Raw genomic sequence first — 22,762 nt, 5'->3', positions numbered from 1 at the left:
TCCCCCATGAAGATAGCGATGAAACTGCGAACCCGGCTGTTTCTGAGCATCTCGGCGCTGATCACCGTCGCCCTGCTGGGGCTGGTGCTCGGGCTGGTCAGCGTGATGCAGATGGCCAATACCCAAGAGTCGCTGATCCGCAACAACTTCATCACCCTGGACCTGGGGCTCAAGCTGCGCCAGACCCTGGGCGACCAGTTGATCATCATGCTCAGCAAGGAGCCCGACCGCGCGGCCCTGGAAACCTCCCGGGAGCACTACCTGGCATTGCTCGACCAGGGCATCGCCCAGGAACAGCAGAACCAGGACACCCACCACTTTCAGCAGGCCCGCGATGACTACCTGAGTTTCTTCCAGGCCTTCGAGCGCTCCAGCGGTGCCCCCGGAATCAGCGACAACGATGCACTGACCGAGCGCTTCAATGCCTTGCGCAACGGCCTGATCAACGAACACAAGAGTGCCCTGGACAACATCAGCCAGGTGGAGCGCCAGGCCCGTGACCGCGCCCTGCTGGTGGCCGGCCTGCTGGGCCTGGTGGCCCTGGCGGTGCTGATCATAGGTTTTATCACCGCCCATGCCATCGCCCGGCGTTTCGGCGGCCCCATCGAGGCCCTGGCCAAGGCCGCGGACAAGATCGGCCAAGGCAACTTCGACGTCACCCTGCCCATCTCCACAGCCGCGGAAATGAATCTGCTGACCCGGCGTTTCGGCATCATGGCCGAGGCCCTGCGCCAGCATCAGGCAACCAACGTCGATGAACTGCTGGCCGGTCAGCAGCGCCTGCAGGCGGTGCTCGACAGCATCGACGACGGCCTGCTGATGATCGACCGTCAAGGCTGCCTGGAGCACCTCAATCCGGTGGCCCAGCGCCAGTTGGGCTGGGACCAGGAGCGCCTCGGCCAGGGCCTGGGCAGTGCCCTGCAACGCCCGGAGCTGGATGAGCAGCTGCAGCTGGTCCTGCGCGGCGGCACCCTGGAACGAGCACCGGAAGACCTGGATGTGGAGGTCGACGGCGAGTCCCGCCTGCTGACCTACAGCCTGACCCCGGTGAGCCACACCCAGGGCCATATTCTCGGGGCGGTGATGGTGCTCCACGACGTCACCGAACAGCGTGCCTTCGAGCGGGTGCGCAGTGAATTCGTGCTGCGCGCCTCTCACGAGCTGCGCACCCCGGTCACCGGCATGCACATGGCGTTCGGCCTGCTCCAGGAACGCCTGCACTTTGCCGAAGAGTCCCGGGAAACCGACCTGCTCAATACGGTCAACGAAGAAATGCAGCGCCTGATGCAGTTGATCAATGATCTGCTGAACTTCTCGCGCTACCAGAACGGCCTGCAGAAGCTCACCCTCGCTCCCTGTCCCCTTGAAGAGCTGCTGGAGCAGACCCTGGAACGCTTCCACGAACCGGCACAACGCCAGGGCATCAACCTGCTGCTGGACATCCAGGCGCCGCTGCCGCGCCTGCACGCCGACCGGCCGCAGCTGGAACGGGTCCTGGACAACCTGATCGACAACGCCCTGCGCCATACCGCCAGCGGCGGTCAGATCTGCTTGCAGGCTCGACGACATGGCGAGCGGGTGATCATCAGCGTCGAGGACAACGGCGAGGGCATTGCCTACGGCCAGCAGGGACGGATCTTCGAGCCCTTCGTCCAGGTCGGGCGCAAGAAAGGCGGCGCCGGGCTCGGGCTGGCGCTGTGCAAGGAAATCGTCCAGCTCCACGGCGGGCGCATGGGGGTCTACTCAAGGCCGGGACAAGGCACCCAGTTCTACCTGGCCTTGCCCCTATAGGGCATCAGGCTTCGTCATCCAGGCGCCGGGGCACCAGGCGCCGCCCGCGAGTAATCAGCTCGGTGAACTGCAACGCGCTCAAGGCATGGGCGAAAAGCCAGCCCTGACCGTAGCTGACGCCTTCGCTGTTGAGCAGCAATGCCTGGTCTTCGAACTCGATGCCCTCGGCGATCACCTTGAGCTTCAGGGCATGGGCCATGCGGATGATGTGGGGCGCCACGCCGCTGCTGGCGGCGTCATGGCCGAGGGCGTCGATAAACGCCTTGTCGATCTTCAAGCAATCCACCGGCAGGCTTTGCAGGTAGGCCAGGCTGCAGTAGCCGGTGCCGAAATCATCGATCAACACCTGATGCCCCACGTCCCGCAGCGCCTGCAGGTTGTCCCGCGCCACCACCACATCGATCAGGCCACGCTCGGTGACCTCGAAGGCGATCTGCCGCGCGGCCACCTTGTGCAAGGCCAGGAGCCGCGCCATGACCTGGCCGATGCGCGGCACCATGACATCACAGGCCGCCAGGTTGACCGAGATGTACAACTGCGGGTTGGCCCGCAGTACGTGCCCCAGTTGCTCCAGCAGGCGCTGCAGGACAAAGTCGGTGATCTGGCGGATCTGCCCGGTGTTTTCCGCCAGCGGAATGAACAGGTCGGGGCTGGTCAGGGTGCCATCCGGACGGCGCCAGCGCAGCAAGGCTTCGGCCCCGACGCACACCCGGCTGCCGAGGTCGAAGATCGGTTGGTACAGCACCTGCAACTCGCCACGGCGCAGGGCGCCTTGCAACTCCGCCCCCAGGGATTGGCGCTGGCGCGCCAGCTGATACACCAGCCCGCCGATACACAGCGCCAGCAACAGGCTGATCGGCAACAGCCACCACCAGCCATCGAGCATTTCCGCCTGCATGCTGGCCCGAGGCGTGATCAGCACCAACTGGTACTCGGGATTCTGGGTCGGCATGCGATAGATCAGCAGGTCCGGGGTCACCTGCAGCGGCCCGTCGCGAGCAGCGCGCCAAGGCTCCACCGGCGGCCAGGCACGGGCCTGACCCAGTACCGGAATCGCCCGGGCACCATGCTCCACCACCACCATCAGGCTGCCACCGGTCGGCAGGTCCACCACATCGGTCAAGTGCCCGCGGGAAGTGGCCACGCGAAAATTGCCCCGGCCCAGCATCAGCGCGGCCAGGTTTTCATTGGGCTGGGCAGAGGTATTGAGCCAGTAGCTGTAGGTCGGCCCGCGGATATCCGGAGCCCTGAGCGAGGGCATCAGGCTCTGGCGCGGCGAGTTGGAGCAGCTCTGGGTGGCATCCATGTAGGCCGCTTCATAAATGAAGCGGTAGCTGAAGCTGACCTGCTGCAGGGCGCCGATCAACTCGGCGCTGCACTCGCGCAGCGGCTGGGCTTCGAGCTCGTCCAGTCCTTCACGCAGTTGCCCGAACAGTTGTTCCAGACGCTCCAGGAAGCGCTTGCCCTGGGCATTCATCTGTTCGCTTTCCCGTTGCTGGACCTGATGCATGGCCACCCCGGCACTGCCGAGCATCAGCAGCGCCGCGCTTAGCGCAGCCGCCAGCGTCGCCAGCAACCAGGGGCGATGGAACCAGGTGCGCAAGGGCTCACGAGGGACGGGCATCGTGGAAGATCCGAAGGATTACCAATGAGTTATAGCAACTGATTGAGCAATCGGCCCGAACCGTCCGGCGGCGTCATTATTTTGTCTGATTGAGGACCTGCAGCATCGCTGCACTTTCGGCATCCGGAAGACCATCGAAACGGCTTGGGCGATAGTGCATCTGGAAGGCCGCCAGCACGTGCCGGGTAGCCTGATCCAGTTCGCCGGTCTGCGGAGTGGCGTAGCCCAACTGTGCCAGTTGCTGCTGGAACCAGCCGATGCTCGGCAGGCTCGCCGCGAAGTACGCCTGCTGGCGGGCCACCGCCTGGGCATTGGGCCACAGGCCGAGCCCGGCGTCGGCCAGGCGTTTCCAGGGGAACAGCGGCCCCGGATCGAGCTTGCGCGATGGCGCGATGTCGCTATGGCCAATGATGTGACGCGGGGAAATGTTGTTGCGCTTGCTGATGTCTTTGAGCAGCACGATCAGATTCTGGATCTGCGCTTCGCTGTAGGGGTACCAGAGCCGCCCGTTGGGGCCGTTGCGAAAGCCCGGGTTGACGATCTCGATGCCAATCGAGCTGGAGTTGAGCCAGGTACGCCCCTGCCACTGGCTGTCACCGGCGTGCCAGGCGCGGTACTGCTCGTCCACCAGCTTGTAGATGGTGGCCGACTTGTCGTCGCCGATCAGGTAGTGGCTGCTGACCTGACCACGCGTCAGCAGGGCCAGGGAACGCTCAAGGGACGCCGAAGTGTAGTGAACGATGATGAACTGGGCCCGCTGATCGTAATTCACCGAGGGGTGGCTGGTGTCGATACGTGGACCGCTGGCGCAGCCGGCCAGGACCAGGAGCGAAAAGGCAAGAGCAAGGAGTTTCATGGCAGAGGGCAATACGCTGAAGACAAAGAATGCAACAGTGTAACGTACTGCCCGCGCCGCCATGGGCAAAAACCGTGGCTGGTGACAGGAATCGGCCTGCGCCTCAACCTGTCTCCACCCGGTTGCGACCGGCGTCCTTGGCTCGATACAGCGCCTGATCGGCTCGCTTGATCACCAGTTCGCTGCGATCACCGGGCTTGAATGCACTGAGGCCGACGGACACGGTGATGGTCACCGGCTCGCCCTTGAAGTGAAACGGGCAAGCCTCAACCGCGGCCCGCAGCGCTTCCACGATGCGCGTGCCGACCGGCCAAGGGGTATTGGGCAGCAGCAGGACGAACTCCTCGCCACCGAAACGGGCGATGAAATCGCTGCCCCGCAGACGCTTGCGCAGCACGTTGGCGATGATCTTCAACACCTTGTCCCCGGCCAGATGACCGTAGTTGTCGTTGATCCGCTTGAAGTGATCGAGGTCGAGCATGGCCAGCAACAGGCTGTTGCCATGTTGCTGCCATTGGCCGATCTCGTGCTCCAGGCGCTCGCTCCAGGCCGCGCGGTTGGGCAAGCCGGTCAATGGGTCGATCAGCGCCTTCTGCCGCTGTTCTTCGAGGTGTTCACGGTAGCCCTGGGCTTCCTGCTCCATGCTCGATACACGTTCTGCCAGGCTTTGCAGGCGGGCGGCCACTTCCTTCTCGCGTTCGTCGCGCTGCTTCTGGTGCTGGTCCATGGTGCCCAGCAGACCTTCCAGATGACTTTCCAGCACCTGCTTGAGGTCATCCAGGTCCGCCGCTTCCTGCACACTGCTTTGCAGGCCATCGACCTGTTGGCGAATCTGCGAGTCCATGGCCCGCGCCGCCGAGCTGCTGTCGGCGTGGCCGTCGCTGGCCGCCTGCAGATTGCTCTGGAAGGCTTCCAGACGCTCATTGAGCTGCTTGAGATAGGCCTCGAACTCGTGCTGACCCGAATCGGTGATCGCCAGCATCAATACCGCCAGATCATCGAGGATCGGCAGCAATTCATACCAGTTCAACCCATGCTGCAGACGATCGCGCATGGCTTCCGCCTGGGGCCGATGACGCTCCGGCAGGCTCAGGTCGTCGAGCAGCCCCAGCAGGGTGTGCTCGATATGCTTGGCCACCGAGCTGTAGGAGGGCTCGGGGGAGTCCGGCAGGGCATAGAGCACATCCTGTTCGGACTGCTCCGGATCGATGGCGGCCAGGGCCTCGGCCATGACCGGCGGCAGGGGCAGGCTGTCGAGCAGCACCGCCGGGGAAACCGCAGGCAGAGGCAGCAACTCGTCGGGGTTGGGCGCAGTCGGCTCGCTCCGAGGTTCGATAGGAGCCTGTACCGCCGACGCGGCGAGCGGAACCGGAGCGGCGTCAACGGATGCCGGAGCTTGGGCCGGAGCAGGAGCAGGAGCAGGAGCCGCCAGTTCGACCGCAACGGGCGCTTGCATCTCGCCCTGGGACGCCGGCTCCTGCGGTTGTTCCTGTGCCAGGACAGGGGGCACGAACGCCACCACCGAAGGAGGCGCCGACGCGACAACAGCTTCGGCCTCAGTCCTGGCGGGCGCGTCGGATGCAGGCTCGGCAAGCACGACCGCCTCGGGCTCGGGCGGGGCTACTGCCAAGGGTGCCGGAGCGGTGGCGACGACTTCCGGCAAGTCCGTAGTCGGGGTCTGGTAGTGCTCGCGAACCACCGCCTCCGGCTCTGCAGCGACCTCGGCCGGAGGAGGGGATTGCACACTGGCAGCGGGAACGGGCGCCGCGGGCGGGGCGGCGGTTTCGGCCTGGGGCGCTTCACCGGCGTCTCGCCCGCCGAACAGGCGCTGCAGCAGACTCGGGCGACCTGGCTCAGCCGGGGTTTCCAGCTGGCTCAGGGCCTTGCCCTGAAGGTTGCTCAGTTCCCCCAGCAACAAGGGAATCTCTCGTGCCTGGCTGACCCGTCCATCCAACTGCTTGGCAAAGGCCTTCAACGGGCGACTGACTTCCCGGGGCAAGGGCAGGGACTGCAGTTGAGTCACCAGCGCCGTCAAGGCGCTGCTCATCTGTTCGATCCTTGTTTCGCGCCGCTGCTCGGAATCCAGCACGGCCTTTTCCAGGCGTGGCAACAAGGACGCAAGCCCTGCATCCATGTCGTCTGTGCGCACCACCTCGCGCATTTCCTTCATGCACTGGTCGACTGCACGGTCGGTGCCTTCCGCCGCCAGGGTGCTGCGCACCAGGCCGCGACGCAGCAAGTCCAGGCGAGCGGCCCAACGGCGCTCGAGCTTTTCCTGCTGTTCGATACTTTTGAGGTACTTCTCTTTCCAGCGCTGGGCGTCGTCGCTCATTCATCGGTTCCGCGAGGTGCAGGACTCAACGCGGGCAATGCATCGGCCGTGAGCGAACCCGGCAGACGAATCTCTACCGCGACCGGCAGGTGATCGGATATGGGTTGGGCCAGGACTTCGACTCGCTCCAGGGTCAGGCTGGGGCTGAGGAGGATATGGTCCAGGCAGCGTTGCGGACGCCAGCTGGGGAAGGTCGCCTGCAGTTGCGGCGCCAACAGGCTGAGGTCGCGTAAAGGGGAGTGCTCCAGCAGATCGCTGGCGTGGGTGTTCATGTCCCCCATCAGCACCTGATGTTTGTAGCCGCCGATCAACTCGCGGATATACGCCAGTTGCCGGGTTCGGGCCCGGGCACCCAGTGCCAGGTGCATCATCACCACCACCAGCGCTTCGGCGCCTTCGCCAAAACGCAGGAGGATCGCACCACGTCCCTTGGGGCCGGGGAGCGGGTGGTCTTCAATGGCCCAGGGACGCAAGCGGCTGAGCACGCCATTGCTGTGCTGTGCCAGGCGCCCAAGATTGCGATTGAGCTGTTGATACCAGTAGGGGAAGGCGCCCAGCTGAGCCAGGTGCTCCACTTGATTGACGTAGCCCGAACGCAAGCTGCCGCCATCGGCTTCCTGCAGGGCTACCAGGTCGAAGTCACCCAGCAGGTTGCCGATCTTCTGCAGGTTTTCGGCACGCCCGTTGTGAGGCAGCAGGTGCTGCCAGCCACGCGTCAGGTAATGGCGATACCGTTCGGTGCTGATACCGACCTGGATATTGAAACTGAGCAAACGCAGGCGACTGTCCGCAGGCAGGCCGGTCGACGCCAAATGGTGTTCGTTGACCTGCGGATCATGCAGGCCAACGATGCGTTCCGAGCCCCAGCGCGGCATGGCGGCGGCGCTTACTTGGCTGCACGCTCTTTGGCGATCAACTGGTCGGCCACGCTCAGCGCGCCTTCAGGACCACCGGCGGTGCCCAGGTCGAAACGGTACTTTCCGTTGACCACCATGGTCGGTACGCCGGTGATCTGATAGGCCTGGGCCTTCTTCTTGGCGTCCTCGACCTTGCCTTTGACGGCGAAGGAGTTGTAGGTGCTCAGGAACTTGTCCTTGTCGACGCCTTCTGCGGCCAGGAACTCGGCCATTTCCTCTGGAGTGGCGAGCTTCTCGCCGTTGTGGATGGCTTCGAATACGGCTTTGTGAACCTTGTGCTCGACGCCCATGGCTTCCAGGGTGATGAACAGCTGGCCATGAACGTTCCAGATACCGCCAAACATGGCTGGAATGCGCACGAAGTTGACGTCGGCAGGGAGTTTTTCAACCCAGGGATTGATGGTCGGCTCGAAGGCGTAGCAGTGTGGGCAGCCATACCAGAACAGCTCTACGACCTCGATCTTGCCAGGCACGGCAACCGGAACGGCGCTGCTCAGCTCGACGTAGGTTTTACCGGCTTCAAGCGGCTCGGCAGCTTGAGCGGTCACGCCAAACAGGCTGGCGGTGACGAGAGCGGCGCTGAGAATCAGATTACGCATGCTTTACTCCTGGACAATTTTGGCGCCTCGCGCGACCTGAATTCAGACAGATCATGGCGGGCTTGAGTTCGCTAGTGTAGCGGCAGACGCCATAAAAAAGGGCGGCCTGAGCCACCCTTTATGCTTGCACCGTAAGATTAATCGATCATTAACGTTGTCGCGGCTCATCACCTTCGGCAACTTGATCGAGCCGGCTTAGTGCAGGCCCTGAATATAGCTGGACACCGCTTCGATGTCTTTGTTGCTCAACTTGGCGGCGATGCTGCGCATGACCATGGTGTCGCCGTCGTTGGTACGGTTGCCTTCGCGGAAGTCGGTCAGTTGCTTGGCCACATACTGCGCGTGCTGGCCACCCAGATGAGGGAAGCCGGCTGCGGCGTTACCCGCGCCATTTGGCGAGTGGCAGCCGGTGCAAGCAGGCATGCCCTGATCGAGCTTGCCGCCGCGGAACAGTTCTTCACCGCGGGCCACGACTTTAGGATCTGCTGCGCCGACGCTGCCTTTCTGGCTGGCGAAGTAAGCGGCGAGGTCAGCCAGATCCTGATCGCTCAGGTTGGTCAGCAGGCCGGTCATTTCCAGCACTTGCCGCTTGCCGGACTTGATATCGTGCAGCTGCTTGTCCAGGTACTTTTCCCCCTGGCCAGCCAGCTTGGGAAAGTTTGGCGCCATGCTGTTCCCATCAGGGCCGTGGCATGCACCACAGACTGCGGCTTTCGCCTGACCGGCAGCAGCGTCGCCTGCGGCATGGGCTACACCTGTGATGCCCAAGGTCAACAGCAGACTCACGAGTAATTTGTTCATCAGCTAATCCAACTACGGCTAAGGGTTAAGAGTTATGGACCGGGATCACTCGCTCATCCAGTGGATGATGGCTCGGTAATCCTCGGCACTGCAGTCCATGCACAAACCACGCGGCGGCATCGCCTTGAAACCCTGGGTCACGTGTTGCACCAGCGTCTCCATACCTTGCGCCAACCTCGGCGCCCAAGCTTCCTGGTCGCCCTTGCGGGGCGCCGTGGGTAGTTGGCCGGAATGACAAGCCCCACAAACACGGTTGTACACAGCTTCCGGATCCTGTGTAGCCTGAGCGCTGTAAAGCGGCATCAAGACACCGGCAGCTAGCAGCCATTTCGTCATAAAACGACCTTTTCAGGGTTGAGAGCGTGCTGCGTTCTAGTGCGCAGTCAAGGTTTATCGCTCTCGTGAACTTCATCCTACGCTGGGACAAAGCGCACACAAAATCTGCGGCATTATATACTGGCGCTACTGAAACGGAAACGACACCGCTCGCCGCGTCCACTCTCGGCATCGCACCTATCTCGGAAATCCCATGCAACTCAAGAACCCCATCCTCGGTCTGTGCCAACAGGCTACGTTCATGCTCAGCGCCGCCAAAGTCGACCAATGCCCAGACGATGACGGCTTTGAAGTGGCCTTCGCCGGGCGCTCCAACGCCGGTAAATCCAGCGCCCTGAACACCCTGACCCACGCCAGCCTGGCACGCACCTCGAAAACCCCGGGGCGCACGCAGTTGTTGAACTTCTTCAAGCTAGACGACGATCGCCGTCTGGTCGACCTGCCGGGCTACGGCTACGCCAAAGTGCCGATTCCCCTGAAGCAGCACTGGCAGCGCCACCTGGAAGCCTACCTGGGCAGCCGCGAGAGCCTCAAAGGCCTGATCCTGATGATGGACATCCGGCATCCCATGACCGATTTCGACCTGCTGATGCTGGACTGGGCCGTGGCCAGCGGCATGCCGATGCACATCCTGCTGACCAAGGCCGACAAGCTGACCTACGGCGCAGCCAAGAACACCTTGCTCAAGGTCCAGTCGCAGATCCGCAAGGGCTGGGGCGAAGCGGTCACCATCCAGCTGTTCTCAGCCCCCAAGCGCATGGGCCTGGAAGAGGCCTACACCGTCCTGGCCGGCTGGATGGAACTGGCCGACAAAGGCGCCGAAACCGACGCCTGAGAGACGTAGGGAAAATTGCCTGGGGGATGATCAGGCAAGGCAAAAGCGCGCTGCGAAAGCGGAGTTTACTGGCTGTAAATGAGCATTTCGCGCCGCGCTTTTAACGCAGCATGGTCATTTCCCAGGCAATTTTAGGGCAAAAAAAACCCCGGACTTCGTATGGGGAGGGGGAAGTTCGGGGTTCAAGTTCTAGACCGCTAGGGCGGGGTCCAGATATCTGCCAACACTTAACACAACATAGGAGCATCGAAGGGCTTCACCAGCCATTCAGTAACTCTGAGTGGGCTTTCACTGGATTAGTTCCAGCGGGTTGCAAAAACTATTGGCAATAAACGATGAAATTTTCCGTGCTAATAGCCAGTCGCCAGTTTTTACCGCGACACTATGCCGCGGCAAAAACCACTGAAAAGTGCCCTTAATGGGCCTCGTCCCAGTTATTTCCCACTCCGACTTCCACCAATAACGGCACATCCAGGGTCGCGGCACCGCTCATGTAGCCACGAATCTCGTCGCGCACCTGGTCCACCAGGTCCTCGCGCACTTCCAGCACCAGTTCGTCGTGCACCTGAAGAATGACCCGGGCATCCAACTGCGAAGACTCCAGCCAGTTGTCCACCGCCACCATGGCTTTCTTGATGATGTCCGCCGCCGTGCCCTGCATCGGCGCGTTGATCGCCGTACGCTCGGCGCCGGCTCGCTCCTGCGGCTTGTTGGAGTTGATCTCCGGTAGGTACAGCCGACGGCCGAAGATGGTCTCGACATAGCCCTGATCCGCCGCCTGGGCGCGGGTCCGATCCATGTATTGGCGAACCCCTGGATAGCGGGCGAAATAGGTATCGATATAGGCCTTGGCCTGTTTGGTGTCGACACCAATGTCCTTGCCCAGCTTCTGCGCGCCCATGCCGTAGATCAGGCCGAAGTTGATGGCCTTGGCGCTGCGACGCTGATCGGACGTCACATCCTTGAGCTCCACCTTGAACACTTCGGCCGCGGTGGCGGTGTGCACATCCAGGTTGTTGCGGAAGGCATTGAGCAGGCCTTCGTCCCGGGACAGGTGAGCCATGATCCGCAGCTCGATCTGCGAATAGTCGGCGGCCAGCAGCTTGTAGCCGGGCGGTGCGATAAAGGCCTGGCGAATGCGCCGGCCCTCGGCGGTGCGCACGGGAATGTTCTGCAGGTTCGGATCGCTGGAGGACAGCCGTCCGGTGGAAGCCACCGCCTGATGATAGGAAGTGTGGATGCGCCCGGTACGCGGATTGATCTGCTCAGGCAGACGATCGGTGTAAGTGCTCTTCAGCTTGCTCATGGAGCGGTACTGCATCAGCACCCGCGGCAGCGGATAGTCGTCCTCGGCAAGCTTGGCCAACACCTCTTCAGCCGTGGAAGGCTGGCCCTTGGCGGTCTTTTTCAATACCGGCAGGCCAAGCTTGTCGTAGAGGATGCTGCCCAATTGCTTGGGCGAGCCCAGGTTGAACTCCTCTCCGGCGATCTCGAAGGCTTCGCGCTCTAGGGCCACCATCTTGTCTCCCAGCTCGATGCTCTGCACACCTAGAAGCTTGTCATCCACCAGCGCGCCCTGGCGCTCGATGCGTGCCAGGACCGGCACCAGCGGCATCTCGATATCGGTGAGCACGCTGGCCAGGCTCGGAATGGCAGTCAGCTTCTCGAAGAGCGCCTGATGCAGACGCAGGGTGATATCGGCATCTTCAGCAGCGTAGGGACCGGCCTGCTCAAGTGGAATCTGATCGAAAGTCAGTTGCTTGGCACCCTTGCCGGCAATGTCCTGGAAGCTCACGGTGGTGTGGTCCAGGTACTTCTGCGCCAGGCTGTCCATGTCATGGCGGGTGGCGGTGGAGTTGAGCACGTAGGATTCGAGCATGGTATCGAATGCGATGCCGCGCACAGTGATGCCATTGGCCTGATCGCCGCCAATCGCGCAATTGGCCAGGATGTTCATGTCGAACTTGGCGTGCTGGCCGACCTTGAGCAGCTTGGGGTCCTCCAGCAGCGGCTTCAGGGCCAGCAACACGGTGTCGCGGTCCAATTGCTCCGGCACGCCCATGTAGGAATGGGTCAACGGGATGTAGGCCGCTTCCCCGGCCTCGACCGCAAAGGACAGTCCCACCAGTTGCGCCTGCTGAGCATCGATGCCGGTGGTCTCGGTATCGAAGGCAATCAGCTTGGCGTTCTTCAGCTTCTCCAGCCAGACGGCAAAACGCTCCGGGTCGAGGATGGTTTCGTACTGCAGCTCAAGCACTGGCTGTTCGACAGCCGACGGCTGCGGTGCAGCGGCAGGCGCCGGCTCGGCGCCACTGAGCTCGACACGCTTGGCGTCGCGCTGCAACTCGTCAAGCCAGCTCTTGAATTCCAGCAGGCTGTAGAGTTCCACCAGTTTCTCGCGGTCCGGCTCGCCCAGGTGCAGGTCGTCGAGCCCGATATCCAGCGGCACGTCGACCTTGATGGTTGCCAACTGATAGGACAGGAAGGCCATTTCCTTGTGTTCTTCGAGCTTGGCCGGCAGGGTCTTGGCCCCGCGAATCGGCAGGGTCGGCACGATATCGAGCTGCTCGTACAGCTCTTTGAGCCCCCCATTGACCCCCACCAGCAGCCCGGAAGCCGTCTTAGGACCGATACCCGGCACCCCAGGGATGTTGTCGGAAGAGTCGCCCATCAATGCCAGGTAATCGATGATCTGCTCGGGAGCGACACCGAATTTCTCCTTCACGCCTTCCACGTCCATGCTGCTACCGGACATGGTGTTGACCAGCGTAATGTGCCCATCCACCAGCTGGGCCATGTCCTTGTCACCGGTGGAGATCACCACCGGACGATCCGCCGCCGCGCTACTGCGGGCCAGGGTGCCGATCACGTCGTCGGCCTCGACCCCTTCCACGCACAGCAGCGGGAAACCCAGGGCGATCACGCTGGCGTGCAATGGCTCGATCTGCACCCGCATATCGTCGGGCATGCTCGGGCGGTTGGCCTTGTATTCGGCGTACATGTCATCGCGGAAAGTCCCGCCCTTGGCGTCGAAGACCACGGCGAACGGGCTGTCCGGGTACTGCTTGCGCAGACTCTTGAGCATGTTCAGCACGCCCTTGACCGCACCCGTAGGCAGGCCTTTAGAGGTGGTCAGCGGTGGCAACGCATGAAACGCGCGGTACAGATAAGAAGAACCGTCCACCAGGACGAGGGGGGCTTGGCTCATGAGCGGGATCAACCTTTTCGGCGGGTCCGGCGCTAGAATAGCGGGACCGTTGACGACAAAGGGACAAGGTTATCATGCGCACACTAAATCGCTTGCTGCTGGCCGGCTTGATTGCAATCGCTCCAATGGCCGTGATCGCCGCAGAGGATGCGCCGTCAGCGGACCCGCAAGTCACCATTCGCACGGAAGGCGACAAGACCATTCAGGAATACCGGCAAAATGGCTTCCTGTACGCCATCAAGGTCACGCCCAAGGGCGGCAAGCCCTATTTCCTGGTGCGTGCTGATGGCTCCGACGGTAACTTCATCCGTTCGGATCAGCCGGATATGCTGATCCCTGCGTGGAAAATCTTTGAGTGGTAAGCCACTCCGACTTCAACTCAATGGCGCTGGCTCAATAGCGGCGCCCGTACTGGCAGTTTTTAACCATGTCTGTGTTCACCCCCCTGGCTCGGCCCGAGCTGGAAACCTTTCTCGCCCCGTATGGGCTCGGCCGCCTGCTTGACTTCCAGGGGATCGCCGCTGGTAGCGAAAACACCAACTTCTTCATCAGCCTGGAACAGGGCGAGTTCGTCCTGACCCTGGTGGAACGCGGCCCGGTCCAGGAAATGCCGTTCTTCATCGAACTGCTGGACGTGCTGCACCAGGCCAACCTGCCGGTGCCCTATGCCCTGCGCACCCGCGACGGCATCGCCCTGCGGGAGCTGGCGGGCAAGCCGGCGCTGCTGCAACCGCGCCTGGCGGGCAAGCACATCAAGGAGGCCAACGCCCAGCATTGCGCCCAGGTCGGCGAGTTGCTCGGGCACCTGCACGTGGCCACCAAGGACAACATGATCAAGCGCAAGACCGATCGCGGCCTGGACTGGATGCAGGAAGAGGGCGCACAGCTGCTGTCGCACCTGGATCCCGCCGCTCAAGACCTGCTGCAGCGGGCGCTGGATGAAATCGTCGCACAGAAGACCCGGATCCTCGCCCTGCCCAGGGCCAACATCCACGCCGATCTGTTTCGCGACAACGCGATGTTCGAAGGCACCCATCTGACCGGCCTGATCGACTTCTACAACGCCTGTTCGGGACCGATGCTCTACGACGTGGCCATTGCCCTGAACGACTGGTGTTCCAACGCCGAAGGCGTGATCGACGGCCAGCGCGCCCGGGCCCTGCTCGGCGCCTACGCCACCCTGCGACCCTTCACTGCGGCCGAGGCCGAGCTCTGGCCGACCATGCTGCGGGTAGCCTGCGTGCGCTTCTGGCTGTCACGGCTGATCGCTGCCGAGAGCTTCGCCGGGCAGGACGTGCTGATTCACGACCCGATGGAATTCCAGCAGCGCCTGGCACAGCGGCAACAGATCGGCATCGCGCTGCCTTTCGCCCTCTGAAATGCATCGCGGGCGAGCCCGCTCCTACAGATGTTCACCATCTTTGTGGGAGCGGGCTCGCCCGCGAAAAACGCCCGGTAACTCTCCCGTCCTACAACTGCTCCAGGCAGCCCGCCAGGTCGTTGCCCAGCTTCTCCAGCACCTGCTCATACCCCTGTGCGGTCGCCGGCGTGTAACCACCCAAGGCGTCCAGTTCCGCCAGCTTCACCGGCAACCCGGCCACCAGCGTCTCGGCCAACCGCGGACGCAGAGGCGGCTCACTGAACACACAGGTCTTGCCCACTTGCTGCAAGCGTGCGCGCATCGCGGCGACATGCTGGGCCCCCGGCTGGACTTCAGCCGCAACGCTGAAGACTCCGGTGTGCTTGAGGCCATAGGCGTCTTCGAAGTAGTCGAAGGCTTCGTGGAAGACGAAGTAAGGCTTGCCGGCGATGCCTGCCAGACGGGTTTTCAAGCGGGCGTCCAGGGCATCCAGACGCTCATTGAAGGCTTTCAGGTTGCTCTGGTAGCGAGCGGCGTTGGCCGGGTCGGCGCTGCTCAGGTCGGCGGCCATGCGGGTGGCGATCACCCGAGCGTTGACCGGCGACAGCCACAGGTGCGCATCCAGGGTACCGGGGCGATGATCATGGTCATGTTCGTCGGCATCTTCGCCATGAGAATGGCTATCTTCGGCGAAATGCCGAAGCTTCATGCCCGGCAGGTCCTGCACCGCCACCGATGGCAGGCTGCGCCCCTTCAGCACCCGCGGCAGGAAACCCTCCATGTCCGGGCCGATCCAGTACAGCAGGTCGACGCTCTGCACCTTGCGTACGTCCGAAGGGCGCAGCGCATAGTTGTGCGGCGACGCCCCCGGCGGCAACAGCACTTCGGGCACCGCCACGCCGTCCTGCACCGCCGCGGCAATCAGTTGCAAGGGTTTGATGCTGGTGAGCACCCGGACTTCGGCCTGGGCCGAGCCGATCGCGAACAGGCTGAAGGTAAAAGCGACAAAAAGGCGAAAAAGTCTGGACACGATGGACACTCGAAGAGGCGAGAACGGGTAACATAATAACGTCTCTCACAAACCTCGTCGCCGCTCATGCCTAAAACACCCCTTGCCAGCCGTCCACACGACCACTCTCACTGCGTGCACAGCGCACTGTCTGAGGCCGACGCTCTGTGCGCACGGCAAGGCCTGCGCCTGACCGCCCTGCGCCGGCGGGTGCTGGAGCTGGTGTGGCAAAGCCACAAGCCCCTGGGGGCCTACGACATCTTGGCCGTGCTCAGCGAGCAGGACGGCCGCCGCGCCGCGCCGCCGACGGTGTACCGCGCGCTGGATTTCCTCCTGGAAAACGGCCTGGTGCATCGCATCGCATCGCTCAACGCCTTTGTCGGCTGCAACCACCCGGAGCACGCGCACCAGGGCCAGTTCCTGATCTGTCGCGAGTGCCACGCGGCCATCGAGCTGGAGCAGAAATCCATCAGCGACGCCATCGTCGCCAGCGCCCGCGACGTCGGCTTCGTGGTCGAGGGCCAGACCGTCGAAGTGGTCGGGCTCTGCTCCGGTTGCCAGGGGGCCTGATGAGCACTGCGTTGATCCGCCTCGAGCAGGTCGGGGTGACCTTTGCCGGGCAGAGCGTGCTGGACAACATCCAGCTCAGCGTCGAGCCCGGGCAGATCGTGACCCTGATCGGCCCCAACGGCGCCGGCAAGACCACCCTGGTGCGCGCCGTGCTCGGCTTGCTCAAGCCCGACAGCGGCAGCGTCTGGCGCAAACCGCGGCTGCGAGTCGGCTACATGCCGCAAAAGCTCCATGTCGACCCGACCCTGCCGTTGTCGGTGCTGCGCTTTCTGCGCCTGGTGCCGGGTGTGGATCGCAACCGAGCGCTGGCTGCCCTCAAGGAAGTTGGCGCCGAACAAGTGATCGACAGCCCGGTGCAAAGCATTTCCGGCGGCGAGATGCAGCGTGTGCTGCTGGCCCGGGCCCTGCTGCGCGAGCCTGAGCTGCTGGTGCTCGACGAACCGGTGCAAGGCGTCGACGTGGCCGGCCAGGCCGAGCTCTACAGCCTGATCACCCGCCTGCGGGACCGTCACGGTTGCGGCGTGCTGATGGTCTCCCACGACCTGCACCTGGTGATGAGCACCACCGATCAGGTGGTCTGCCTCAACCGCCATGTCTGCTGCTCCGGGCACCCCGAGCAGGTCAGCGGCGACCCGGCCTTCGTCGAGCTGTTCGGCAAGAACGCGCCGAGCCTGGCGATCTACCACCATCACCACGATCACGCCCATGACCTGCATGGGTCGGTGGTCACCCAGCCCGCCGCGGGCCACGTCCATGTCCACGGAGAAAACTGCAAGCATGGCTGATTTTCTGCTCTACGCCCTGCTCGCAGGTCTGGCTCTGGCGGTGGTCGCCGGGCCCTTGGGTTCGTTCGTGGTCTGGCGGCGCATGGCCTACTTTGGCGACACCCTGTCCCACGCCGCGCTCCTAGGGGTGGCCCTGGGTTTCCTGCTGGATGTCAGCCCCGCCGTGGCCGTCACCGTAGGCTGCCTGCTGCTGGCGGTGCTGCTGGTGACCCTGCAACAACGCCAGCCCCTGGCATCCGACACGCTGCTGGGGATTCTTGCTCCCAGCACCCTGTCCCTGGGCCTGGTGGTACTAAGCTTCATGCATGAAGTGCGAATCGACCTGATGGCCTACCTGTTCGGTGACCTGCTGGCGATCAGCCCCGGCGACCTGGCGTGGATTCTCGGCGGCAGCGCGGCGGTACTTTTGCTGCTGGTTGCCCTGTGGCGCCCTCTGCTGGCAATCACCGTGCATGAGGAACTGGCCAAGGTCGAAGGCCTGCCCGTGGCATCGCTGCGCATGGCGCTGATGCTGCTGATTGCCGTGGTCATTGCGGTGGCGATGAAGATTGTCGGGGTGTTGCTGATTACCTCGCTACTGATCATCCCGGCCGCCGCGGCACAGCGTCACGCCCGCTCGCCGGAGCAGATGGCCCTGGGCGCAAGCCTGCTGGGCATGCTCGCGGTCTGTGGCGGACTGGCGCTGTCCTGGTTCAAGGACACCCCGGCCGGGCCGTCGATCGTGGTGGTGGCGGCCGCACTGTTTCTGCTGAGTTTTGTTCTGCCCCGTCGAGGGGTGTAGACTTGCTCGCTTTTTGCGCAATTAGAGAGTCGCAGGAATGAAGCCGTTCGCCTCCCGTTATCTGCTCCTTGTCGCATTCTCCCTGCTGCTGGGGGCCTGCCAAAGCACGCCACCGGCGACCACCGAGGTCCCCGATGCGCGGGCCACGGCCATCGCGCAGCTGGAACAAAACATTGCCAGCAACGAGCTGGCGACAGCGGAAGACCAACTGGGCGCCCTGCAGGCACAAACCCCTGACGACCCGCAGCTGGTGCAATACCAGCGGCAGATTGCCGAGGCCTACCTGCAACGCAGTCAGATCGTCCTGCAAAAGGGTGACGTCAATGCCGCCGCCACCGCCCTGAGCCGGGCCCGGGCGCTGATGCCCAAGGCACCGGCGCTGACCGGCGGGGTCAACAACGCCATTGCCCATGCGCGCAAGGCCGAGCTGGAACAGGCCGAAGCCGCCTTGAAGGCCGCCGAGGCACGTCCAGCAGCCCGATTGATCGATCCTGCCGCCCAGAGCAGCACCATTGCCCTGAATGTCACCGATATCCGCAAGTTGCGTAAGCAACTCGATGCGCTGGCCGCCGATGTGGTGAATTACCAGTGCGATGTGCACATCCAGGTGCCGCGCACCGAGGATTACCCTTGGCTGTCGACCCTGCTCGGCAAGCGGGTGAAGAAGCTCGATCCGGACTTCGAACAGAACATCAGCAGACAGATCGTGCGCCATGTACCGGCGCAAATGGTCTTGAGCCCACGCAAGGCGCAGTAAACCTTCGCCGCCCGGCCGGTTCCCCAAAGGAGCGGGCCGGGTGGCGAAAGCGTGTTCAGGCCGGGATCGCCTTGGCCCTTTCCTCCCGACTCCACACCCGATGCTGGGCAATGGCGGCAAAGAACAGCTTCAGCGCCTTGGCATCCGCCCCCAGAATCAAGCCGTCATCCGCCTGCAGCCTGAGCACCTCCAGCAGCTCCCGGGCTTCGCCGTGCAAGGCGATAGCCTTGAGGTGCTTGTAGGCCTCCAACAGGTAATGCAAAGCCACGCCATTGCCGCTCAGGGTCTTGATCGACTGCGCACCACCCGGCACGAACACCGCGTCGAAAGCCACTGAAGGCAAGCCCTCCATGGAGGCATCCACCGCCAGGCGCTGGCCATCCGCAGTGGTCACCGGCGCCGAGGTCGGGCCCAGCAGCTTGGCGTGTGCCCCTTCGGCCTTGAGAGCCTTCTGCAACGCGTCAATCGCTGCACCATCAACGCCGTTGGCCGCAAGAATCGCCACCTTCCTCGTTTTGATATGACCCGGCAGCAGGTTCGCCTGGCTCAGGGCCGGCGAACGTGTGAGCGACGTCTTGCGCTCTGCCACAGTGGCCTTCTTCGGCGCGGCCAAGCCCAGGTTCTCGGCCACGCGAGCGGCCAGGTGCAGATCGATGTTGGCGAGGATCTCGTTCACTTGCCGCTCACGGATCCACTGCCGCTCGACCTTGCCCAACTCGAAGCTGTAGGCCGCGATGATGTGTTCCTGCTCGTGCTTGCTCAGGCTCTTGAAGAACAGCCGCGCCTGGGAGAAGTGGTCGCTGAATGACTCGCTGCGCTGGCGGATCTTGTGGGCATCGATGCGCTCGTTATAACTCTCGAAACCACCGTCCTGGGCCGCCGGCGGGGTTTCTTTGGGCCAGCCGCCATCGATGGAGTTCGGCTCATAGGCTGCCCGGCCCTTGTCGATGGTGCTGCGGTGCATGGCGTCGCGCTGGCCGTTGTGCAACGGGGTCAGCGGACGGTTGATCGGCAGCTCATGAAAGTTCGGTCCGCCCAGGCGACTGATCTGGGTATCGGTGTAGGAAAACAGCCGTCCTTGCAGCAACGGGTCATTGGAGAAGTCGATCCCCGGCACGATGTGCCCCGGGCAGAAGGCGACCTGCTCGGTTTCAGCGAAGTAATTGTCGGGGTTGCGGTTGAGCACCATCTTGCCCAGGGGCGTGATCGGCACCAGCTCCTCGGGGATCAGTTTGGTGGGGTCGAGAATGTCGAAGTCGAAGTTGTGTTCGTCCTCTTCGGCGATGATCTGCACGCCGAACTCCCACTCCGGGTAATCCCCGGTTTCGATGGCCTCCCACAGGTCGCGCCGATGGAAGTCGGTGTCCTTGCCCGCGAGCTTCTGCGCCTCGTCCCAGACCAGGGAACAGGTGCCCACCGTCGGCCGCCAGTGGAACTTGACGAAGCTTGCGCCTCCCTCGGCGTTGATCAGGCGAAAGGTGTGCACGCCAAAGCCCTGCATGCTGCGCAGGCTTTTCGGAATGGCCCGGTCGGACATGGCCCAGATCACCATGTGCGCCGACTCCGGCTGCAGGGAGACAAAATCCCAGAAGGTGTCGTGGGCCGAGCCGCCGGTGGGGATTTCGTTGTGGGGCTCGGGCTTCACGGCATGCACGAAGTCGGGGAACTTGATCGCGTCCTGGATGAAGAACACCGGCATGTTGTTGCCCACCAGATCGAAGTTGCCCTCGTCGGTGAAGAACTTCACTGCAAAACCCCGGACATCGCGCACGGTATCGCCGGAGCCTCTTGGCCCCTGGACCGTGGAAAAGCGCACGAACACCGGGGTCTTCTTCTGCGGATCGCGCAGGAAACCGGCCTTGGTCAGTGCCGAATGATTGTCGTAGCTCTGGAAGTAACCATGGGCACCGACACCGCGGGCATGGACGATGCGCTCGGGAATCCGCTCATGGTCAAAGTGGGTGATCTTCTCCCGCATGATGAAGTCTTCCAGCAGCGAAGGCCCGCGGACGCCCAGTTTCAGGCTGTTCTGGTTGTCGGCGACCTTCACCCCCTGATTGGTCCGCAGGGCCTGGCCCGTGGCGTCGGAGCGGAACGGCTCCAGGCTCTGCAACTTGCGGTTGCTGTTGCCGCGGTCCAGGGTATCGGCCCCGGCCATCTGGCTTTTCGGGGCATTGGTTTTTTTCGTACTCATCAGGCAAGAACTCCTCGTTGGCGAAATCCCTGGCGCGCCGGGGCTTCGTGAACACAGGCCCACAGGCACGGCACCTGGGGCTTTCGAGTGGCTTGAGTAGTGACTGACGAGAAACCGCGAGCGTTCCTTTTTTATGACCTTTGATCGCGTTATCGCCAAATGGCAGGATGATCGCGAAATAAATGCTAAGAACCTCTATACGGACAGGCTAAAATGCGCGCCCGGCTAACCGCTGATCCTTTTCTAACGCGCCCCACAAGGTTCGCTACGTGATCGAGTTTCAAAACGTCCATAAAACCTACCGGGTCGCCGGTAAGGATATTCCCGCCCTGCACCCGACCAGTCTTCGGGTCGAGAATGGCCAGGTGTTCGGCCTGATCGGTCATTCCGGGGCGGGCAAAAGTACCCTGCTGCGCCTGATCAACCGCCTGGAAAACCCCAGCGGTGGCCAGATCATCGTCGACGGCGAAGAGGTCACCGCACTGAATGCCAACGGCCTGCGCCGCTTCCGCCAGCAGGTCGGGATGATCTTCCAGCACTTCAACCTGCTGTCGTCCAAGACCGTGGCCGACAACGTCGCGCTGCCCCTGACCCTGGCCGGTGAACTGTCACGCAGCGACATCGAACGCCGCGTCGCCGAGTTGCTGGACCGGGTCGGCCTGGCCGACCACGCCAGGAAATACCCGGCGCAACTGTCCGGCGGCCAGAAGCAGCGCGTCGGCATCGCCCGCGCCCTGGCCACCAAGCCGAAAATCCTGCTGTGCGACGAAGCCACCAGCGCCCTCGATCCGCAGACCACCGCCTCGGTCCTGCAACTGCTGGCCGAGATCAACCGCGAACTGAAGCTGACCATCGTGCTGATCACCCACGAGATGGACGTGATCCGTCGCGTCTGTGACCAGGTGGCGGTGATGGACGCCGGCCGGATCGTCGAACAGGGGCCGGTGGCCGAGGTGTTCCTGCACCCCAAGCACCCGACCACCAAGCGTTTCGTCCAGGAAGACGAGCAGATCGACGAGAACGAGCAGCGCGACGACTTCGCCCACGTGCCGGGGCGCATCGTGCGCCTGACCTTCCAGGGCGACGCCACCTACGCGCCGTTGCTGGGCACCGTGGCCCGGGAGACCGGGGTCGACTACAGCATCCTCGCCGGACGCATCGACCGCATCAAAGACACCCCTTACGGGCAACTGACCCTGGCCATCACCGGCGGTGACATGGAAGCGGCCTTCGCCCGCTTCACCGCGGCGGATGTCCACATGGAGGTGCTGCGCTAATGAGCGGCTTACTGCATTACTTCGACAACGTTGACTGGGCCGATATCGGGGTGGCGACCAGCGACACCATGGTCATGCTCAGCACGTCCCTGTTGTTCACCGTCCTGGTGGGCCTGCCGCTGGGCGTGCTGCTGTTCCTGTGCAGCCCGAAGCAGTTGCTGGAACAGAAAAATGTCTATTCGGTCCTGGGCTTCGTGGTCAACGCCATCCGCTCGCTGCCGTTCATCATCCTGCTGATCGTGATGATTCCAACCACCATCCTCATCACCGGCACCTCCCTGGGCGTGGCCGGGGCCATCCCGCCGCTGGTGGTGGGCGCCTCCACCTTCTTCGCCCGTCTGGTAGAAACCGCGCTGCGTGAAGTGGATCGCGGCATCATCGAGGCCACCCAGGCCATGGGTGCCACTACCCGGCAGATCATCATGAACGCCCTGCTGCCCGAGGCTTGCCCCGGTATCATCGCGGCGATCACGGTCACCGCCATTGCCCTGGTCGGCTACACCGCCATGGCCGGTGTCGTGGGTGCCGGCGGCCTCGGCGACCTGGCCATCCGTTATGGCTACCAGCGCTTCCAGGACGATGTGATGGTGGTGACCGTGGTGCTGCTGATTGTATTGGTTCAGGTTCTGCAAACCGTCGGCGATAAGCTGGTGGTGCATTTTTCCCGCAAATAATTGCAAACGCCGGCCCTGGCCGGCAGGCGCCCGGGGTCGGGCGACTTACAAGGAGC

20 protein-coding genes are annotated in these 22,762 nt (G+C 63.2%); 10 read left to right on the top strand and 10 right to left on the bottom strand.

All coding sequences use genetic code 11. The features are described from left to right. Window positions 1–6: 6 nt before the first annotated feature. Complete coding sequence (locus BLV47_RS23805; protein ID WP_092318268.1) at window positions 7–1,791, top strand: KinB sensor domain-containing domain; 1,785 nt, start codon at window positions 7–9, stop codon at window positions 1,789–1,791. 4 nt (window positions 1,792–1,795) lie between these two features. Here the strand turns inward: BLV47_RS23805 and BLV47_RS23800 are convergent, their stop codons facing one another. The 7 genes from BLV47_RS23800 to BLV47_RS23770 form a co-directional block, all read right to left on the bottom strand. Continuing rightward, window positions 1,796–3,415: an EAL domain-containing protein gene (locus BLV47_RS23800; RefSeq protein WP_092318265.1), complete on the bottom strand. Its 1,620-nt coding sequence runs from the start codon at window positions 3,413–3,415 to the stop codon at window positions 1,796–1,798. A gap of 76 nt (window positions 3,416–3,491) precedes the next feature. Then, window positions 3,492–4,271, bottom strand: a complete 780-nt coding sequence (locus BLV47_RS23795; protein WP_092318262.1) for an N-acetylmuramoyl-L-alanine amidase — start codon at window positions 4,269–4,271, stop codon at window positions 3,492–3,494. Window positions 4,272–4,374: 103 nt separating this feature from the next. Beyond that, on the bottom strand, window positions 4,375–6,603 hold the full coding sequence (locus BLV47_RS23790) for a GGDEF domain-containing protein (protein WP_092318259.1): 2,229 nt from the start codon (window positions 6,601–6,603) through the stop codon (window positions 4,375–4,377). Beyond that, window positions 6,600–7,478, bottom strand: a complete 879-nt coding sequence (locus BLV47_RS23785; protein ID WP_092318256.1) for an endonuclease/exonuclease/phosphatase family protein — start codon at window positions 7,476–7,478, stop codon at window positions 6,600–6,602. The genes BLV47_RS23790 and BLV47_RS23785 overlap by 4 nt, the downstream gene beginning before the upstream one ends. Window positions 7,479–7,489: 11 nt before the next feature. After that, the gene (locus BLV47_RS23780; protein ID WP_092318253.1) at window positions 7,490–8,119 is read right to left on the bottom strand and encodes a thiol:disulfide interchange protein DsbA/DsbL; all 630 of its coding nucleotides are present in this window, start codon (window positions 8,117–8,119) and stop codon (window positions 7,490–7,492) included. A 195-nt stretch (window positions 8,120–8,314) separates the two neighbouring features. Next, window positions 8,315–8,920, bottom strand: a complete 606-nt coding sequence (locus tag BLV47_RS23775; protein ID WP_092318250.1) for a c-type cytochrome — start codon at window positions 8,918–8,920, stop codon at window positions 8,315–8,317. A 45-nt stretch (window positions 8,921–8,965) separates the two neighbouring features. Beyond that, on the bottom strand, window positions 8,966–9,256 hold the full coding sequence (locus BLV47_RS23770) for a c-type cytochrome (protein WP_016963939.1): 291 nt from the start codon (window positions 9,254–9,256) through the stop codon (window positions 8,966–8,968). A gap of 193 nt (window positions 9,257–9,449) precedes the next feature. On the opposite strand from BLV47_RS23770, the gene yihA reads away from it, so the two are divergent. Further along, window positions 9,450–10,091 carry a ribosome biogenesis GTP-binding protein YihA/YsxC gene (gene yihA, locus BLV47_RS23765; protein ID WP_092318248.1) on the top strand — a complete coding sequence of 214 codons (642 nt, stop codon included), beginning with the start codon at window positions 9,450–9,452 and terminating at the stop codon, window positions 10,089–10,091. Window positions 10,092–10,506: 415 nt separating this feature from the next. On the opposite strand, the gene polA is transcribed toward yihA, so the two are convergent. Further along, window positions 10,507–13,299: a DNA polymerase I gene (gene polA / locus BLV47_RS23760; protein WP_092318245.1), complete on the bottom strand. Its 2,793-nt coding sequence runs from the start codon at window positions 13,297–13,299 to the stop codon at window positions 10,507–10,509. A gap of 74 nt (window positions 13,300–13,373) precedes the next feature. Here polA and BLV47_RS23755 point away from each other — a divergent pair, with 74 nt between their 5' ends. Further along, window positions 13,374–13,661 carry a DUF2782 domain-containing protein gene (locus BLV47_RS23755; protein WP_047306771.1) on the top strand — a complete coding sequence of 96 codons (288 nt, stop codon included), beginning with the start codon at window positions 13,374–13,376 and terminating at the stop codon, window positions 13,659–13,661. A gap of 65 nt (window positions 13,662–13,726) precedes the next feature. Continuing rightward, complete coding sequence (locus tag BLV47_RS23750) at window positions 13,727–14,677, top strand: homoserine kinase (protein WP_092318242.1); 951 nt, start codon at window positions 13,727–13,729, stop codon at window positions 14,675–14,677. A gap of 91 nt (window positions 14,678–14,768) precedes the next feature. On the opposite strand, the gene BLV47_RS23745 is transcribed toward BLV47_RS23750, so the two are convergent. Then, window positions 14,769–15,689 carry a zinc ABC transporter substrate-binding protein gene (locus tag BLV47_RS23745; protein WP_208605311.1) on the bottom strand — a complete coding sequence of 307 codons (921 nt, stop codon included), beginning with the start codon at window positions 15,687–15,689 and terminating at the stop codon, window positions 14,769–14,771. Window positions 15,690–15,755: 66 nt separating this feature from the next. On the opposite strand from BLV47_RS23745, the gene zur reads away from it, so the two are divergent. The 4 genes from zur to BLV47_RS23725 are packed head-to-tail and all read left to right on the top strand — an operon-like array spanning window position 15,756 to window position 18,561. Continuing rightward, complete coding sequence (gene zur / locus BLV47_RS23740; protein ID WP_092318236.1) at window positions 15,756–16,238, top strand: zinc uptake transcriptional repressor Zur; 483 nt, start codon at window positions 15,756–15,758, stop codon at window positions 16,236–16,238. Continuing rightward, the gene (gene znuC, locus BLV47_RS23735; RefSeq protein WP_060842078.1) at window positions 16,238–17,023 is read left to right on the top strand and encodes a zinc ABC transporter ATP-binding protein ZnuC; all 786 of its coding nucleotides are present in this window, start codon (window positions 16,238–16,240) and stop codon (window positions 17,021–17,023) included. The genes zur and znuC overlap by 1 nt, the downstream gene beginning before the upstream one ends. Continuing rightward, complete coding sequence (gene znuB, locus BLV47_RS23730) at window positions 17,016–17,804, top strand: zinc ABC transporter permease subunit ZnuB (protein ID WP_092318233.1); 789 nt, start codon at window positions 17,016–17,018, stop codon at window positions 17,802–17,804. Before znuC ends, znuB begins: the two co-directional genes overlap by 8 nt. A 37-nt stretch (window positions 17,805–17,841) precedes the next feature. Beyond that, on the top strand, window positions 17,842–18,561 hold the full coding sequence (locus BLV47_RS23725) for a PA5502 family lipoprotein (protein ID WP_092318230.1): 720 nt from the start codon (window positions 17,842–17,844) through the stop codon (window positions 18,559–18,561). 55 nt (window positions 18,562–18,616) lie between these two features. Here the strand turns inward: BLV47_RS23725 and katE are convergent, their stop codons facing one another. Then, on the bottom strand, window positions 18,617–20,812 hold the full coding sequence (katE, locus tag BLV47_RS23720) for a catalase HPII (protein ID WP_279626608.1): 2,196 nt from the start codon (window positions 20,810–20,812) through the stop codon (window positions 18,617–18,619). A 212-nt stretch (window positions 20,813–21,024) separates the two neighbouring features. On the opposite strand from katE, the gene BLV47_RS23715 reads away from it, so the two are divergent. Both BLV47_RS23715 and BLV47_RS23710 read left to right on the top strand, forming a co-directional pair. Continuing rightward, on the top strand, window positions 21,025–22,032 hold the full coding sequence (locus BLV47_RS23715; RefSeq protein WP_092318224.1) for a methionine ABC transporter ATP-binding protein: 1,008 nt from the start codon (window positions 21,025–21,027) through the stop codon (window positions 22,030–22,032). Then, complete coding sequence (locus BLV47_RS23710; RefSeq protein ID WP_092318221.1) at window positions 22,032–22,706, top strand: methionine ABC transporter permease; 675 nt, start codon at window positions 22,032–22,034, stop codon at window positions 22,704–22,706. The genes BLV47_RS23715 and BLV47_RS23710 overlap by 1 nt, the downstream gene beginning before the upstream one ends. The last annotated feature ends 56 nt before the right edge of the window (window positions 22,707–22,762 follow it).

Origin of the sequence: Pseudomonas saponiphila (genome assembly GCF_900105185.1) — a bacterium.
Classification (GTDB): Bacteria; Pseudomonadota; Gammaproteobacteria; order Pseudomonadales; family Pseudomonadaceae; genus Aquipseudomonas; species Aquipseudomonas saponiphila.
Note: the sequence above shows the minus strand (reverse complement) of the source record. Positions and strands in the feature narration are given on the sequence as shown.